This is a genomic window from Loktanella sp. DSM 29012, assembly GCF_900110705.1.
GTDB classification, from domain to species: domain Bacteria; phylum Pseudomonadota; class Alphaproteobacteria; order Rhodobacterales; family Rhodobacteraceae; genus Loktanella; species Loktanella gaetbuli.
On the sequence record NZ_FOEJ01000015.1, the window covers coordinates 1 to 14,870 of the forward strand.

The 14,870-nt window shown below is 56.0% G+C and carries 11 protein-coding genes; 5 read left to right on the forward strand and 6 right to left on the reverse strand.

Annotated elements, in window-relative coordinates; all coding sequences use genetic code 11:
• Positions 1-290: 290 nt before the first annotated feature.
• From BMX27_RS16490 to BMX27_RS16505, 4 genes are all read right to left on the reverse strand, one after another.
• The gene (locus tag BMX27_RS16490) at positions 291-1,709 is read right to left on the reverse strand and encodes a UvrD-helicase domain-containing protein (RefSeq protein WP_090161618.1); all 1,419 of its coding nucleotides are present in this window, start codon (positions 1,707-1,709) and stop codon (positions 291-293) included.
• On the reverse strand, positions 1,702-3,426 hold the full coding sequence (locus BMX27_RS16495) for an ATP-dependent nuclease (RefSeq protein ID WP_090161622.1): 1,725 nt from the start codon (positions 3,424-3,426) through the stop codon (positions 1,702-1,704). Before BMX27_RS16495 ends, BMX27_RS16490 begins: the two co-directional genes overlap by 8 nt.
• Before the next feature lie 51 nt (positions 3,427-3,477).
• Complete coding sequence (locus BMX27_RS16500; protein ID WP_143056847.1) at positions 3,478-4,869, reverse strand: hypothetical protein; 1,392 nt, start codon at positions 4,867-4,869, stop codon at positions 3,478-3,480.
• A 580-nt stretch (positions 4,870-5,449) separates the two neighbouring features.
• Positions 5,450-5,641 carry a hypothetical protein gene (locus BMX27_RS16505; RefSeq protein WP_090161629.1) on the reverse strand — a complete coding sequence of 64 codons (192 nt, stop codon included), beginning with the start codon at positions 5,639-5,641 and terminating at the stop codon, positions 5,450-5,452.
• A gap of 77 nt (positions 5,642-5,718) precedes the next feature.
• Between BMX27_RS16505 and BMX27_RS16510 the strand changes: the two genes are divergently transcribed.
• The 3 genes from BMX27_RS16510 (at position 5,719) to BMX27_RS16520 (ending at position 10,056) form a co-directional block, all read left to right on the forward strand.
• The gene (locus BMX27_RS16510) at positions 5,719-6,327 is read left to right on the forward strand and encodes a hypothetical protein (protein WP_090161632.1); all 609 of its coding nucleotides are present in this window, start codon (positions 5,719-5,721) and stop codon (positions 6,325-6,327) included.
• A 99-nt stretch (positions 6,328-6,426) separates the two neighbouring features.
• Positions 6,427-7,431: a GIY-YIG nuclease family protein gene (locus BMX27_RS16945; protein WP_177172771.1), complete on the forward strand. Its 1,005-nt coding sequence runs from the start codon at positions 6,427-6,429 to the stop codon at positions 7,429-7,431.
• Between the two features lie 186 nt (positions 7,432-7,617).
• The gene (locus tag BMX27_RS16520; RefSeq protein ID WP_090161635.1) at positions 7,618-10,056 is read left to right on the forward strand and encodes an AAA family ATPase; all 2,439 of its coding nucleotides are present in this window, start codon (positions 7,618-7,620) and stop codon (positions 10,054-10,056) included.
• Positions 10,057-10,210: 154 nt separating this feature from the next.
• On the opposite strand, the gene BMX27_RS16525 is transcribed toward BMX27_RS16520, so the two are convergent.
• Complete coding sequence (locus tag BMX27_RS16525) at positions 10,211-11,254, reverse strand: helix-turn-helix transcriptional regulator (protein ID WP_090161638.1); 1,044 nt, start codon at positions 11,252-11,254, stop codon at positions 10,211-10,213.
• A gap of 142 nt (positions 11,255-11,396) precedes the next feature.
• Between BMX27_RS16525 and BMX27_RS16530 the strand changes: the two genes are divergently transcribed.
• Both BMX27_RS16530 and BMX27_RS16785 read left to right on the forward strand, forming a co-directional pair.
• A complete protein-coding gene (locus BMX27_RS16530; protein WP_143056848.1) occupies positions 11,397-11,978 on the forward strand; it encodes a hypothetical protein in 582 nt (193 codons plus the stop codon).
• Between the two features lie 256 nt (positions 11,979-12,234).
• The gene (locus tag BMX27_RS16785) at positions 12,235-12,960 is read left to right on the forward strand and encodes a hypothetical protein (RefSeq protein WP_143056849.1); all 726 of its coding nucleotides are present in this window, start codon (positions 12,235-12,237) and stop codon (positions 12,958-12,960) included.
• A gap of 743 nt (positions 12,961-13,703) precedes the next feature.
• Here the strand turns inward: BMX27_RS16785 and BMX27_RS16950 are convergent.
• Positions 13,704-14,870: LPD7 domain-containing protein (locus BMX27_RS16950; RefSeq protein WP_177172772.1), on the reverse strand; the 1,167-nt coding region annotated here is incomplete at its 5' end.

The following is a 14,870-nucleotide window of genomic DNA, read 5'->3' on the forward strand; positions in this document are numbered from 1 at the left end:
TCTGTTCTTCCGTGAACCTTGATCGCTTCATCGTCCGTCTCCTTTACAAGGAACAGACTAACCCCAAATCGCGGACTTTTTAGGGGAGCAGGTCACGCGCCATATGGCTGACGGCAAAGGCAACACCGTCGCTTCCGGCCCAAAACGGTCATTCCGTAGTTAAGAATTTCGACGTGCCATTTTCCCTGAAGCCGACCTTTCTTCACGGCGCGCCATCTTGGAGAAATCTTTGGCGGCAGTATGATCAATACATAGCTGGCGTTGGTCGATCTGGCCAAAACCGTTCCGTGTCAGACCGGTGGCCGCATCAATATTGGATTTCTACTGCAAATCAAAAGCTGTCGCGATCCTCGCGTCATGGCCACATATAGATCGCGCGCGGAAAGCAGATCGGTGTCGATGATGACGGCGACATCCGCTTCCAGTCCTTTCAAAAGCAACGTACTACCAACAGCGCGTCTTGGAAGCGAGCGGCCAAGAACCCGCGATTGCTCACGCGCTTTGACGGCCATTTCGTAAAAATGATCTTCGTTGGGACAAGCATTGAAGGCTTGAATGCAGGCACGAAGGAGAGCGGGTCGTAAGTTCGTCACCCCTTGTTGCTTGTTAATTTCAACAAGTAAGGCCACTGCTGATGGAGGAGTAGGGGTGTTTACGAAATCTATGGCTGCGGCTTCAGTATCAGTTGGGGGTTTGCGCGCGTTGCCAGCCAACAACGTTTTCACACGCTGTTTGAGTTGCGGTGCACCAACGCCGGTAAGTGTGTTGGCAGCAAAATCGATTATGTCATCCACGGCATCGGCAGATCGAAAGTCAAAACTCTCCGAGAAACGAATGAAGTCCGTGAGATCAGCGTTTTCCACCACGACCGCGCCATGTGCTCGACTGGCAATTTGGCGATGGCGCTGAGGTCGGGTGCTGTCGCAGACAATCAGGACACTGCCGCCGTCATTTGGGGGTTTGACATTGGAGGCGGGCGTTAAACTTTGGATGTCATTCTCTCCTGCGATTTGGATCCATCGAACTTCCGGGGGAGCTTGCCGCAAGTCGATGGATGTTCCTGCGCGCAGCGCGTCGCGAACCCATAACAACCATCCTCCAAAGTTCTCCGTGCCAGCATTCTTCCAACGCCACGGCGTGTCCAGTTGGCCGATGGCCGGGAACCGCGTTTGGACATCATTTTGCCAATTCACCAAAACGTTGTTGCCCCATCCAAAAATGGCCTGCATGTCGTCGCCTAAGACGCAAGTTGGCAAAATTTCGGCGATTTTTGACAACATCGCATGTTGCTCCAAGATGCAATCTTGATATTCATCAACGATGAGGCGTGCATATGTCGCTTGCAGCACATCGTGCAGATGATTGCCATTGAAGATGTTTTGGGCACCTACCCGAATGGCTGGATAGTCTTGCTTAGGGCTTTTCAGTGCCAGCGTGTTTACAGGGTGTCCGCTTCTTTGAGGAAAGGTTCCAATCAAACGCATAGCCCAGCCATCGATCGTAGTTATGCGATAAGCTTTCCGTGCTACGCCCATGTTTTGTAGGCGTGCCCTTAGGGCTGCGACACCTGCATTAGTGTGGGTGAGGATCAGGATAGGTTTTACATCGTCATGGCGTATGAGTGACGTCGCGATCAGATGGGTTTTGCCGCATCCGGCCGGGGCAGCAACGCTACCGCTTTGAACATTGAGCAGATCGATCTCAGCCATGCTTTTGTTGCGCCCAAATCAGAGGCTCATTGATCTGGTGCTGAAGCTCTGGTGTTAACGCGGCAAAATTCGGCGCGAGAATGTTGCGGGCAACGTGTTCCATGTAGCGAACAGTTTTAAACCACCCCATTCCTGCCGCGGCAGCAATGACCGTTCTTTGACCAGGATTTATTGAATGCTCTGGTGAATTCAGGAGCGCGCGCAGCCCGTCTAGGTTTTCAGCGTTCTGTGAAGCGGTCTGGATATGGGCCGTGATCAACGCAAGCCCATGCTCCAATATGGCGTAGTCGATCATCTGATAGAGGACCAGCTCTGATGCGCCGCCGATCAGTGCCATTTCAATCGACTGATCCGCCCTCCAAGTAAATGTTGACCCATTTTGCGCCCCCAGCTTGGCTTGTTTGGCTGGGGTGGGGTGAAGATCGTCATCGCGGAACACAGCCGTTCTGTAGCCGAGTTTTGCGAATTCTAATGCCCGGTCATAGGCGCGGTCAGGATGACCACCCCCGCAATCAACCAATGCTGTCCCGGCTGCAAAAATGGATTGTCTGTTTTGTGAGACAAGATACTGCTCGAACCCGCGCATTAAGCCAATTTCGGTCGCTCCTTCACAGACTAAAACAGAGGGTGCCAGAAACGCTTCAGGAAATGCGCGCAATGTTCCTTGCGCACTTTGTGGCAACGACAAAGGGTAATGCTGATCGCCGTGCCATCGGAGAACTCGTAGCTGCGAATGATCCAGTTCGCGCAAGACAATCGGCGAATGGGTTGTTGCAAAGACCTGTTGGGGTGGGGGTGTTGTCTTTGCACCAAGCGAGCCCAGAAGGCGAATAATGCGATGTGGTTCAAGGCCATTTTCAACTTCATCGACGAGGAGGATTGAAGATTTTGCAGCCACTGCTCTTTGAAGCCCCGCGATAAGCAAGCGCGTGGAACCGAGGCCGAGACCACGCAGCGGGACACCTTGATCATTGTGGAGGGCGATGGAGCCACCGCTAACGGAGACGGAATGAGTGTCGAGCAGCGCCTTGGCATTTGCACCGATGCGAATCCCAAGTTCGCCTGCCGCTTTGTTAACGACAGCGAGTGCATCACCGAGTTGTTTTTCGGCTTCATCCCCAAACGTCTTGCGGGCTTCGCGTGCCGCAGTGGAAAGCGCTTTTGAGGCATCGGGCTTTTCTTCGCTAAGCCGCATGAGAACTGACCCACGCTTCCAAGCTAGGTTATAATCTGACATGGCTCCTAAACGCGTCGGCGCAAGATTTACGCGATCGCTCCAATTGAGATTTCGCTCAACGCCTTTGTCGTCGGCACGTTTTGAGATCAGCTTCCAACGAAGTTCTAAATCCCCTTCGATCTGCAGATTTAGGCAGAGCGTTGTTTCCAGCCCATGCCCTGGCTCTTCTTCCAGCGATTCAGTTTCCGCATTATAGCCGCGCAGATAGTCGCCATAGGCTTCGTAGTTTCGCAGGCTGTCACCGAGTGCTCCGAGGAGCAGGGTTATCGAGATCGGTTTTTCAACGTCCAATCCAAAGAAGTCCGCATCGGTGATGTTGGCAGATCTGCGCGCGCCCAGACACAGATCAATTGCATCAAGTATTGTGCTCTTACCAGAATCGCCTGAACCAACGAGGCAATTTATTCCCACGCCTGGATACCAAACTAGTTTCTTAATTGAACGAAAATTTGCGATTTCGACTTTACGAATTACGGGCATGGCCGGGCCTCCTGTGGCGGGTCTCGGCGCATTGGTGAATGGGGCGATCCATTAGAGTTCGACCTTCACAGTTTCTGTTGCGGTCCAATCGAAGTCTTCATCGATCCCGTCAGTCCCGAGGTCAGGTTGGACATGCGTGTCCCTCATTTGACCGTCAGGGCCCGGCTTGCCTGCTTTGACAGCGAAGGTGAGGGAACGTCCTGAAGAGATGACGTCCCGCATCCACTTTTCCAACAACTTGGATTGCGGTATCGTGGTTCCGACCCATGCCCCTTTGATCATGGTGGCAAAGCTTGTGTTATCGAAATAACGGCCAACATTCGAATACGCCAGACGTCGTCCGCCCTTTGGCCCCTTTAGATTGTCATCGACTTCCAATCGCTTCCAGTAGGAGAGCGGGACGCAGATGCCTTTTGTCAGGCCGGTTGAATCTGGATCAAACTGGATGCGTGGACAGAACTTGAGAAAGAAAGGATCGCTGTTGAGGCGAAAGTCATTCACAGCATTGGATGGCTTCGTCTTGGCCAACTCTGCTAGAAATGCATCCATCCGGGCAACTTCTTCCGTAAGTTTGGCCTCAGGAAAACGAAATATTGCTCCCTCTTTGTCATGTGGCTCCATAGCTTTGTATTGAACCATGACGAATGCGTTGAAGGTTTCATTGTAATAAATGAGGTCACAACCTGTTTGCTCTTCAAGCGGAAGGCGGTTTGCAAGGACAACGGTCAGGCGGTTGTCGCCATCCTCAAAGACCGCTGCTGATGCAACTTTAATTTCTTTGAGATAGTCATAGCCAGGAACATGCATCATGTCGTGAATAATCATCGGATCTTCTCGCAGGCGCGCTTGGGGTAGCCCTTCCAGGAACGACATTGGCTGTTCTTCAGTTTCTAATGTCCAGTGCGCAAGCGGCTCACGATCCATGCCTGCCAGATGCAAGGCGGTAGCCACGCTCTCCTTTTGATATGCAAGTGTCCCGCGTGCTTCTAAGCTGAGTTCGGACAGTCTTTGCCGTGTGCTTTTTGAGAAGCGGTCAAGCGTGAGTTTTGTTTCTGGCGCGAGCCGGGCGACGAGGTCTACTACTTCTTCAAAGGCGCGCGGGGTCAGTAGTCCACCGTTTAAAAAACGGTCTTCCACAAGCTTCCGATTTCTTTTTGGCACACCCTCGACAATATCGGTGATGGTGAGGTTGGTTGTCATGACCTCGATATCATTGAGGTTGAGGCGACTTTGGCCTGTGCCTGCATTCATGCCGCGCCGACCACGCGCCATATGGGTGATGGTTCCCTTGGTGTTAATAACAAAACAAATCAGTGGCGCAGAGCGGCTATGGTCAAATCTATTTACTGCTTCAGCAAAGTAGTCCTGATCATCAAGCGCATCACGAAACACGCGTTGACGCGCTTTCGAGAGATGTACAATAAAGCCGCTTGCTTTGGTCATTTAGGAAGCCCCACCAATATGGAAAGAATAACAAAATCAATGCAATGGACTGTAGTCTTTGTTTAGAAATTTGCCAGTAGACAAATTTGCGGTTGAGGCGCGTTTCTTGGAAGTTATCCAGATGACAGTCGACGGTTCTCGGACCTGTCAGAGATGATCATCTAGCCTTATCATGATTGGCAAGTCAGCTAAGGTTCAAGTGAACCGATCTTAGTTCCCCCTGCGGCAAGCATCGAACGTCTGGTATTATCTGAATTAGCAACCTACCGCACGTCTGCAGCGAATGGCAGCTTCCCGCCCTTACTGTCCTGCTTCTTGACCGCAGCAATCGAACATTTGCTGCTTGCACAAGATTTCCTTCCGCGGTGAACCAAGTGACCGGTGCTCAGCAAGAATTCAAAAATTTCAGTCAGCTGGTTACGAAACTGCGAGTCCGCTCAAAGGTCGCCGCAGGACGTTGCTGTAGCTTACCTTCGCGGCTCCAGTTGGTCGAAAGCTCCGCTTTGCCGAAGTGGTGAAATGAGACCAAATTCTGGGGTAAATTTGTGACCTTCAATCTATCGACGTAGATCTGAAATAATCAATCTTGCGCGTTTTTTTCGAACCAGTCTTCCATCATCCGCCGCATCATCTCTGGCCGCGTTGGAAGGTCTGTCTCTTTCTTTCTCGCATCGTCGATCATCTGAATGAACTCAGCGGAAAGGCGGACTGTGATCGGATGGGTGTCTAACTTTGGTCTGCCCATAACTTTCTTCTCAATCCGTATTGACATACATGACATCATGTATATTTTTATCGCATGAATGCAAGAGTCCTACGTCTTGCACCCATGCTAACCACAACGATCCTATGGAGATCATCATGGCTGACACTTTCCCTACCACGCTGAATGGCGTGTCTCAAACCCCGAATGCGGCGCTGGATTTGTCTGTGGCGGACGCCGCTGCCTTTGCGGAGTTTGATCGCTGCATGGCGCTGACGCGCGCTGCGATCGCGGCGGAGGCCTGCGCCGATGCGGCAAATCAAGATCCCGCACTGGCGGGTTGCGACCAGGCCGCAGCCGATGCCTGGGCCATGGCTGACGAGGCGCTCTGGCGTTTCCACTCCGACAGGTCTGTGACCCTGTGGGATGTAAAGTATGCGGCATGGGTGCTTCTGCTGATGCTCGAAGACGACGGAGACGGCCTCGATACTCTGACGCAGCGTGCGCAAAGCCTGCGGTATCGGGCACAGCGCTTCGCCCGCAGTCCGTTGCCTGTCGAACTGCTCTCAGCACCGCGCATGGTCGTGGCCGCCGATCTTGTCGATGAGATTATCGCAGCTGCTCAAGAAGATCTGACCGCACGCGAGGCGCTCCGCGCGACGCCAGCTGTGAGCACCGATCTCGGGCTGTCATCATCAAGGGTCGATGTGCAATGCGAAGAGATCGAGGACGGTTTGAACGTCAGTCCCGTCTGATCTGCCCCATTCCGATCTGAACGACTACGGCATCCGAGCTTCTGGATGCCGCCGGTCTGCATTTGCCTGCATTTCATCCTTATTCAGGAGGTGCGTTCAATGAACGTTCATTCCCCCAAATCCGACACATTCATCATCGACGGCGATCCCTACCCTGCCCTCGACAAACCGCTCAAGCCCGAGTGGGTGACATCAGCCGCGCGGGCGGGCTTTGATCTGATCGGTCGCGCCCGTGACCGCTACCACGGCGTGTTGCGCTGTCGCACCTGCGCCACCGACGCACTGGTGCGGATCAACGTCATTCGTGACGCGACACCGCTGTGCCACGCCTGCATCCATAACCGGCGGTCCCGTGCGGCCCAAGCTCTAGACGCAGAGCTGGTCGCCAAGTGTCCGGAGCATCGACACTACGGCCTGTTCCGCCTGCCCTGCGGCCATGTCGTGCGGCGTCAATACACTCGTGTGGAGGCCGCCGCAGACGGCGGTCATGCTCTCGGATGCGAAGACTGCCGCGCTGCACGCGATGATGAGGCGGCGCGCGACTTTGGCTGGGTCTTGGTCGGTCCTGCCACAAGCGGACGCGCAGGGTATCGCGACTACCGCCACCATTGCGGCCACGTGCAATCCATCAGTGTCGGCAACATGCGCTGGGGCGACTGCACCTGTGCGGCCTGCGGTCAGGGGTGGGCGGCCAAGCCGTCGTTCATATACCTGTTCCGGATCGACCTGCCGGAGATGTCGGTCCTGAAGCTGGGCTATTCCGCCCGACCGGCCAAGCGCCTGCGCCACCAGCTTGGTCTGGACCGCAGCGTGTCGTCCGAAGTCATCCGGGTGCTTGCGCTCTCCTCCGGCAATCTCGCCGTGCGTGAAGAGAAAGCCTGTCATCGTCATATGCGCGACATGCACCCCGAACTGGTCTTGCCCAAGCGCGTGTTTGGCGACGCGATCAATACTAAAGGCGAGATCTATTATCTGCAGGCAGAACCCTTGCTGCATGCCCTGATCGATGGCGTCATCGCCAGATCCGGCTCTGCCGCTGACCATCCGTCGAGCTTCACCGCGCCGCAAGCCACAGACGCGCGGCGCAACACGCGCCTCGACTGACGCCAGCGCCACGCCCGCATTCGACGAAGAGGCGGCAGTCCGCGGCGGAATCTGCCTGATCGCGGGCACCGTCGTGGGTCGCTGCCCCATGACCCCTCACCTGCCGCGCCTCCTCACCGTCACCCTTGACCGGTTGCCCCTTCGGGCACCGGGTTCTCCGCTCGTTCCGACAGACTGGATATCGCCATGACACATTCGAACACCAATATCGCTCCTGAGCTTCCGCAGACCTCGACCGCCCAGACCCAATCCGTCACCGCACTCGCTTGGCAACCACTGGCCGACGCGGCGCTGCATCGGCTCTATCCGGATCGTCCGCGCGGGCTGAGGATCGGGGCGTTCCTACGCAGCTTGCAAAACTCAGACGCAGAAGCCGACGCCTACGCTGATGCAACATGGAACGCGCATGCCAAGGATGATGCGCCATCGAACGCGGATGCGGTGTCACCCACGCCTGCTGACGGCCAAAGTGCCGCTGACGCGCTGCGGGCTTGGGAGATTGCCGAAGGTCTTGATGACGTCTTCGACCACGTTGAGGTCACAGATGACATCCTGGTGCCAAGCGGGATCCCCGCGGCAGATGCCATGAGCGCTGATGAGATCGCCACAGCTTTCGCTGCGGGCGACGACCCTTGGGCGATGGACAGCGTGACCCATGCCTACCGCCCGCCCTACCCCGTTGAGACCAGCACTGTGCTGGCCCTCGCGCAACTGGCCAAAACCTTTGGCGATCAGTTAGCAGTCAATGCGCTGCTGACCGACGGAGCCGCCACCGTTCTGATCTGCGACAGCACGGCCGAGGCAAACCGTATCAAAGATGCGCTGATGCGGGGCATGCGTGCCAAGGGATCGCCCCCCAGTCAGCCGCCGTCGATGACCCCGCTCCGCCCGGAGGTCATCGTTCTTGATACGCGCACACCGTCCACAATCTCGCTCGAACTGGCCCGCGCCGAGGACAAGCTGGCAGACCCCGCACCGCTGGTGATCCTTGTTCCACCGGATCCGGACTTGCCCGGCACGCTGTCGCTGCTGCCCGTCGTTCACATCGCCCGGCCCTGCACCCAGACGCTGGCCTGGACCCTGCGCCTGACCCACAGCGCCACCGGACAGATGGCCGAAGGTGCGGTGCGCGCGACCCTGCCCGCTGACGCCGCCCTCGCAACGCTGCCGATGAGCACTGTCGACCTAGCCTTGCGCCAACCCAGCCCGTTACGTGTCGCGCGCAGACTGGCGGATCTGGCACTCCCAAAGACCATCGTCGCAGACGACGGACCGACGCTCGATGAACTGCCCGGTCTTGGTGAGGCAGGCCAAACCCTGCGCCAGATCGCGGCTGATCTGAACGCCTACCGGGCGGGCACCCTGCCGTGGTCGGATGTCGCCAATGGCGTGCTGCTGACGGGCGCACCCGGCACCGGCAAGACCTTTGCAGCAGCGGCCCTCGCCCGTGCCGCTGGTGTGCCGCTGATTGCCACTTCATTGGGTGACTGGCAGACGGCGGAAGTAGGTCGCGGACACGAGATGATGCGCGCCATCGCCAAAAGCTTTGAGACCGCCATCGCCGCCGCATCCGGCCCGGCCAAGGGGGCCGTGCTGTTCATCGACGAGATTGACGCCATCCCCTCGCGCGAAGGACCCCAGGATCACAATTCGAACTATTACCGCAATGTCACCACCATGCTGCTGGGACGGCTTGACGGGGCCATCGGTCGCGACGGCGTCATCGTCATCGGGGCCACGAACCATCCCGAACATCTCGACACGGCAATGGTCCGCCCCGGACGGCTGGGACTGCGCATCGAGATGCAGCCCCCCACGACCGCCGATCTGCCGGATGTGCTGCGTTATCATCTGCGCAATGATCTGCCGGACGCCGACCTGACTGCCATCGCGCGCGCGGCCTCCGGTGCCACGATGGCGGATATCAAAGGGCTGGTGCAACGCGCGCGTCAGACCGCCCGTGCCAAAGGCCGCGATCTGGCGGTCACTGATCTGATGACCGCCCTGCGGGATCAGCGCCCGCCGGTGCCGCAGGCCCTGCGCGCGCGTGTCGCCATCGCCGGTGCCGCCAAGGCCGTCACAGCCCAGATCACCGGATACGCCCGCCCCGACCGGATCAGCCTGACCGTGGCACGGGAGGTCACGGCGCAGGTCGTGCTGACACCGCTGCCGAATGCGCGCAGGCCGACCGACATTCAGCGCGAAATGACCACCCTGCTGGCCGGACGTGCCGCCGAAGAGGTGATCATCGGGTCCGTGTCCGGTCGCAGCGGCGGCGACGCGGCATCCGATCTGGCACGCGCCACCCGCCTGGCGATCGCCGCTGAACTCAGCTTTGGCCGTGGGCCGGGTCTGATCTGGTGCAGCGCGGACGCAGACCCGGCCACGCTCTTTGCCCGGCACCGTGGGCTGCGTGACCGCACCACCCGCCGTCTCGACGCCACCTACGCCCGCGCCTGCGATCTCGTCCGCGCACACCGCGCCCTGATCGAAGTGCTGGCCGGGGATCTGCTGGTGGATGGTGTCGTAGAAGGTGAGGCACTGCGCGATGTGATGGAGGCCAATGCGACAGAGAGGAATGGCGATGATGACGACGATCCGGCGGGGTTCTGGCCGTGCATGTGAGCGGTGTGCAGAGCCTAGCACGCTGACAGAAAAACAGAACGCTTGCGCAGAAAAAGAACAGTCTACCTATTGTTGTTGATAGACGAAAATTTGGAGTGCGGGTTCGCGGATTGAGGAAATTTAACGTCAACTCAAACAGGCGAGCCGCGCAATTTCAAACCGATAGTGCCGGGTAGAAGTCACGCACAACGTCAACTAAAGTCCTCGTCCCCAGCTTCAAGTGCGCAGCAGCAAGCTGATTGCGACAGGTGTTGTAGGAGACACCGCGCTCCGATGATATGTCACGCAAGCTTTTACCACGACACAGGGCGAGCACCACGTCACGCTCTGCGCGCGATAAACTCTGCAGAGCCTGAGCGCGCATCAAGTTGTCATGTGAGGTGATACGCAACACGATGTGGTAGAGATCAGATTGTAGGGTTTTACTTTTTAGACGCGACATCTGACAACGCATGCGTTGTCCGCCGCCGTCCAGAATGACGTCCCGCACCTGGCCATCCTGCAGGACGGCTTTTGCGACTGTTCCCAATCTATCCTTGTGCTTGCCGGGGAGAAACTCACGACCTCCGCGTGCCAAAACGCCCGCCTTGGCCAACACCGACTCTGCATCGGGGCTTATTTGGACCAAATCCAAGTTTGTGTCGAAGACGGCCACCGCAACGTCACTCAAGGTTTCATCCAAAAAAGCCTGGTCGAAGGGTATCTGACGGCCGGCGGCCCGCGTCAGTCCCAGGTTGGTCGAGAGCGCAACTCGGAGCAATTTGGCTTGCTCCAAATCATCATCTGTAAACATGCCGAACGCTACGTCTCTGGCGAAAGCCATGTAATTAACTTCGCTTCCATCACTACCGAAGTTTATCGACAAAAGATCAGATGATTTATACTCGTCCAACTGCCAATTGTGAAACTCTGATTTATGAAATTCAGAGACATTCGGTAAATTTCTATCGCTACTTACCCCAAGGTTTGGATCGAAGTGCCAAACCCTGGGATTGATCTCATGATAGTATTCTTCGTAGTCGCTTTCAATTCTATGGTCGAATCCCAGCATCGCATTTTCTTTGATCTGTAATCTCGGCGTCATCGTCATAAATTGCCCGCCGGACGACCCAAAGAATCCATTCGAGACGGAAAGGAATTCTGCGTATTTCGAAGTTGTCAGTGGCGTCGACGCGAGGAAGTCCAGAGCAGCACGCATGAAAGCACCATTTGAAATAATAAAAACTCGTCCACCTTAGCCAAGTTCAAATATTACGCAACATAGTGCGGTCGCACTATGGGTCACATGGCCAAACTGTTCTACGAATCTTCCCGACACCCATCGTAGAAAGCTGCACGACATGGACATAAAATCGAGCCTCCTCGTCACTTCACTGACACTTTATGCACCTTGCGCAATGGCTCAAGAATATAGCGTTGGCGCTGGCCTGACGACGCTCGGCCCCTCCGTCGAAGCAAGCTATGCCCTGCAACCAGATCTCGCCCTGCGCGGTGTTCTGATTGGCGGGATTACTGTCGATGGTGACACGGAAATTGACGATTATACGGTCGACGGTGAACTTCAGTTGGGGGGCTTGGCCGCCCTGCTCGATTACTATCCAATGCAGAACGGCCTGCGGATATCAGGGGGCCTGTTCTTTTCGACGTCAGAACTTGATGCGACTTTCACGGGTCCGGAGACATTCAGGGGGTCTGGAGAGTTTGACAGTTCAGCCGCACCAATGATCACTGCCGGCTACAAATATGATTTTCAGAACAACTGGTCTCTTTCTGGTGATATCGGCGCAATTATCACAGAAATTTCGTTCTCGGCTGACACAACGGATCCCGATGTTCAGGCAGATATCTCTGACCTGAATGATGATGCCAGCGAACTTGGTTTTTACCCATACCTTGCGGTCGCGGTCACCTATCGTTTTTGATGTAGGAATTCAGGCATCTTAATTTTAGCAATGATTCACTATATTAGAACCGCTACATTTTACAGCTTGGTGTCACCCGAATAAATCGTGCATTCCCGTGCATCTCTTTTTATTCGGGTGGCATCAGATGTAGTATCAAAAATGACAAGATCGCCTAAATTCTCTCAAGTGCTTGTAATCAGAATTTGAGACATGTGTGCGAGGTCCAGAAAATAATTTATTAGCTACCGCAGACAGATATGAAGGACGCTCTACCGTGAAAAACTATCTTTTGGCCATGTTTGCTTTTGTAATAACATCGTGTGCGACCTATCCTGATATATCGAGCCTTTCGCCTCAGGATGCCCTTGCATCTCTTAGCAGTTACGAAGCTCAGCTCGATGAGGGTGAGGCAAACTTGAGAAGCGGACCAGTCGTGCCTGCACCTCCCGGTGCATTCATAGCTGCCGGTGAGGCAATGGCCCCTGCGCTAACGCAGATTGGTTTGGAAAACATAGCCGCTGATAGAAGCAGACTGGCTTCTGACCGCGAGCGAATTTATCAGGCGAACCCCTCCCTTCGTCCGCCAGCCTCCGCGCAGGTCGATGTTGCCGGCGTCGGTATGTCAGGCAACCTTTCGACGTCCGGCCTTTGCGGTTTTTCAGCCGGGGACGTCACTGACGCCAAGCGCAACGTCCTTCACGCAGAAGCAAGCAAGAGCCCAAATTTCAATGCCCCGTTCCAAACGGCCCGTCAAGTAACAGCAGAATATAACAGAACCGGCGCGCAGGGATGCAATGCCATCGGTCAGCAGTTTGAAGCATCGATGAACGGCTTTAGAAGTGCAATGTCTACTGCTGATCAGCTGAACAATGGGCCTTCCAGAGGGATTCAATGTGATCCAACAACAGGGAGTGCCTCGAGCGCGTCATATTGTGCTGCCACGGCGCTTCTCTACTCGGCTCAAACAGTCAGTGCGCTTTGCCATGAAGTCTGCAACTGAAATGTATAATACGGATGATTGTCTGATTGCGCCTTTTCGGTTTAATTCTTGAAATTTGACCCGCTGGGATGACACGCAGTATTTGCAGATGTTAGACGGCAAAAACGGCCAGATGAGTTCAGCATCGAGAGATCAGAACGTGAGGCACCGTATGCAGTTTCTCGAAACACCGCACGGGCCTATCCGCTGCGAGCGCATCATTTCTGGCATCGCGGTAAATCCCGCAAATGCACCGGCTGTTTGTGATCCGATCAGACGATCCGATGCAGACCTACACCTTTGGCGCAGAAGACCTTTTATCGCAAAGAATGGCGATCAGTGGGTTGTTTCCTGTCTGCTATTTCCAACGGACAGGCCAACGGTCTGGGGAACGTATGATAACCTCGATGACTCGATTGACGCAGCCAATAGGCCCGTCACGCGCTCCCCGGCTTCCTCGGACATCGGGAATTTAGATTTCTGAATGGGCACCGGGTTTTAAATATTGCCCTAAGAACCGATGTAAGGCGCTCTGTGGCATCTTCAGGTTGATGCTGATGCGTAGCCTGTCGCGCCGGAACACGGTCGCGTATGCCACGTGTGTGAGCCCCGTGGCAGGTTAGTTCGGAAATATAAATCGCGCAGCCATTTTTTACGCAAGCTTTCTCTTTTATCGTTCATTCTGGCGGCGGCGGTGGTCGTCCTTGCCCACCACAAGCCGTTCCGTTTCCAAATTGCGCACACCCGTCGCCAAATATCCCAGATTACATCCCGTGATCTGTATCAGAACCATAGTTTGCCTGGTCTTTATCTTGAAGTTCGCCAACATCCGCCGAACGATTAAGGGCTTCGTTTGATACCGCAGCTATCCGCTCAGCGTGCGGCGCAATCCGTTGCAAGTCTCGCAATAGCGCTTCGTCCGAGGTGTCGTTGACAGAATACGCCACGACGATCTTGTCGGAAAGCTGTCCAGCCAAAATCTCCCGCGCATGCGCGCCGACGGCTCCCCCGACCGATATATAAAGCGTATCATCGCGATCTTCATCCTTCGCCAGTTGCAAAGCCTCACTCGCATAGTTCGTCACGACAGCACGCTGAGCCGTTGCCGCATCACCCATGGTCCAGACCGTCCGCTGACCGCCAGCCGCAAATCCTGTGCCCGCATCTGCCTCACTGCTCTCAAATGCCACCTCGAACCCGACAATGTTGTCGGCAGCATCGCGGTGCGCGAAGAGAACCTCGCCAGTAGCGGTCAAGCGGGTGTTCCGGAGATGTTTGTGGGGTAATTCAGCAGGTGCGTCGTCATCGCTATGTCCTGTCGCGTCTCGCTCCTGCAACGCGATCGCAAGCCACATCTGCCGGCACGCTGTGTGGTCAGGCAGGACGGATTGTGATGGATTCGCGGTAGACATGAGCGAGGTTTTATCCCGTAGCCAGCGCCGAGCTGCACGAACCCGGCGGTGGAGACCAGAGAGCGGCGGGACCGGAATTTCTGGCGTGACAGCCCGTTGCTCTTCCAATGTCCGGCGTTCGTCACCATGATGCAGTTGCAAGCCTTGTCGCAATGCCTGCGCAATCGGCGTTCTGCTGCTGCCCAGTAAAGCGCGCAATCTTCCGGCCTCCTCACGCTGTGCATTGGCCAAAGCTTGCTTTCGCCTTTTGAATTGGGCCGCCGCATCCTGCGCCGACTGCCGCAGGTCGTCAATGTTCACTTCGACCTGCCATGGCGTATCAGGAATATCCGGAAGCCCCGAACGCGCGTCGGCTCGCGACCTACCCTCGCTCACATCAATGGGCGAAGCCGGCGCATTCGTCACGACCAAACCGGCCTCGCGAGCGAGCTGCACAGCTATCTGACAGAACGCCTCGGATCCGGTAATCTTGCAACGGTCCCATCCTTTGGCTGCCGCAAGCGCAATCATCAGTTTGGC

What these genes read in the sequence shown, in the direction of transcription:
- BMX27_RS16490 (WP_090161618.1), bottom strand. Translation starts at nt 1,709, where the DNA reads ATGGCTGAGATCGATCTGCTCAATGTTCAAAGCGGTAGCGTTGCTGCC.
- BMX27_RS16495 (WP_090161622.1), bottom strand. Translation starts at nt 3,426, where the DNA reads ATGCCCGTAATTCGTAAAGTCGAAATCGCAAATTTTCGTTCAATTAAG.
- BMX27_RS16500 (WP_143056847.1), bottom strand. Translation starts at nt 4,869, where the DNA reads ATGACCAAAGCAAGCGGCTTTATTGTACATCTCTCGAAAGCGCGTCAA.
- BMX27_RS16505 (WP_090161629.1), bottom strand. Translation starts at nt 5,641, where the DNA reads ATGTCAATACGGATTGAGAAGAAAGTTATGGGCAGACCAAAGTTAGAC.
- BMX27_RS16510 (WP_090161632.1), top strand. Translation starts at nt 5,719, where the DNA reads ATGGAGATCATCATGGCTGACACTTTCCCTACCACGCTGAATGGCGTG.
- BMX27_RS16945 (WP_177172771.1), top strand. Translation starts at nt 6,427, where the DNA reads ATGAACGTTCATTCCCCCAAATCCGACACATTCATCATCGACGGCGAT.
- BMX27_RS16520 (WP_090161635.1), top strand. Translation starts at nt 7,618, where the DNA reads ATGACACATTCGAACACCAATATCGCTCCTGAGCTTCCGCAGACCTCG.
- BMX27_RS16525 (WP_090161638.1), bottom strand. Translation starts at nt 11,254, where the DNA reads ATGCGTGCTGCTCTGGACTTCCTCGCGTCGACGCCACTGACAACTTCG.
- BMX27_RS16530 (WP_143056848.1), top strand. Translation starts at nt 11,397, where the DNA reads ATGGACATAAAATCGAGCCTCCTCGTCACTTCACTGACACTTTATGCA.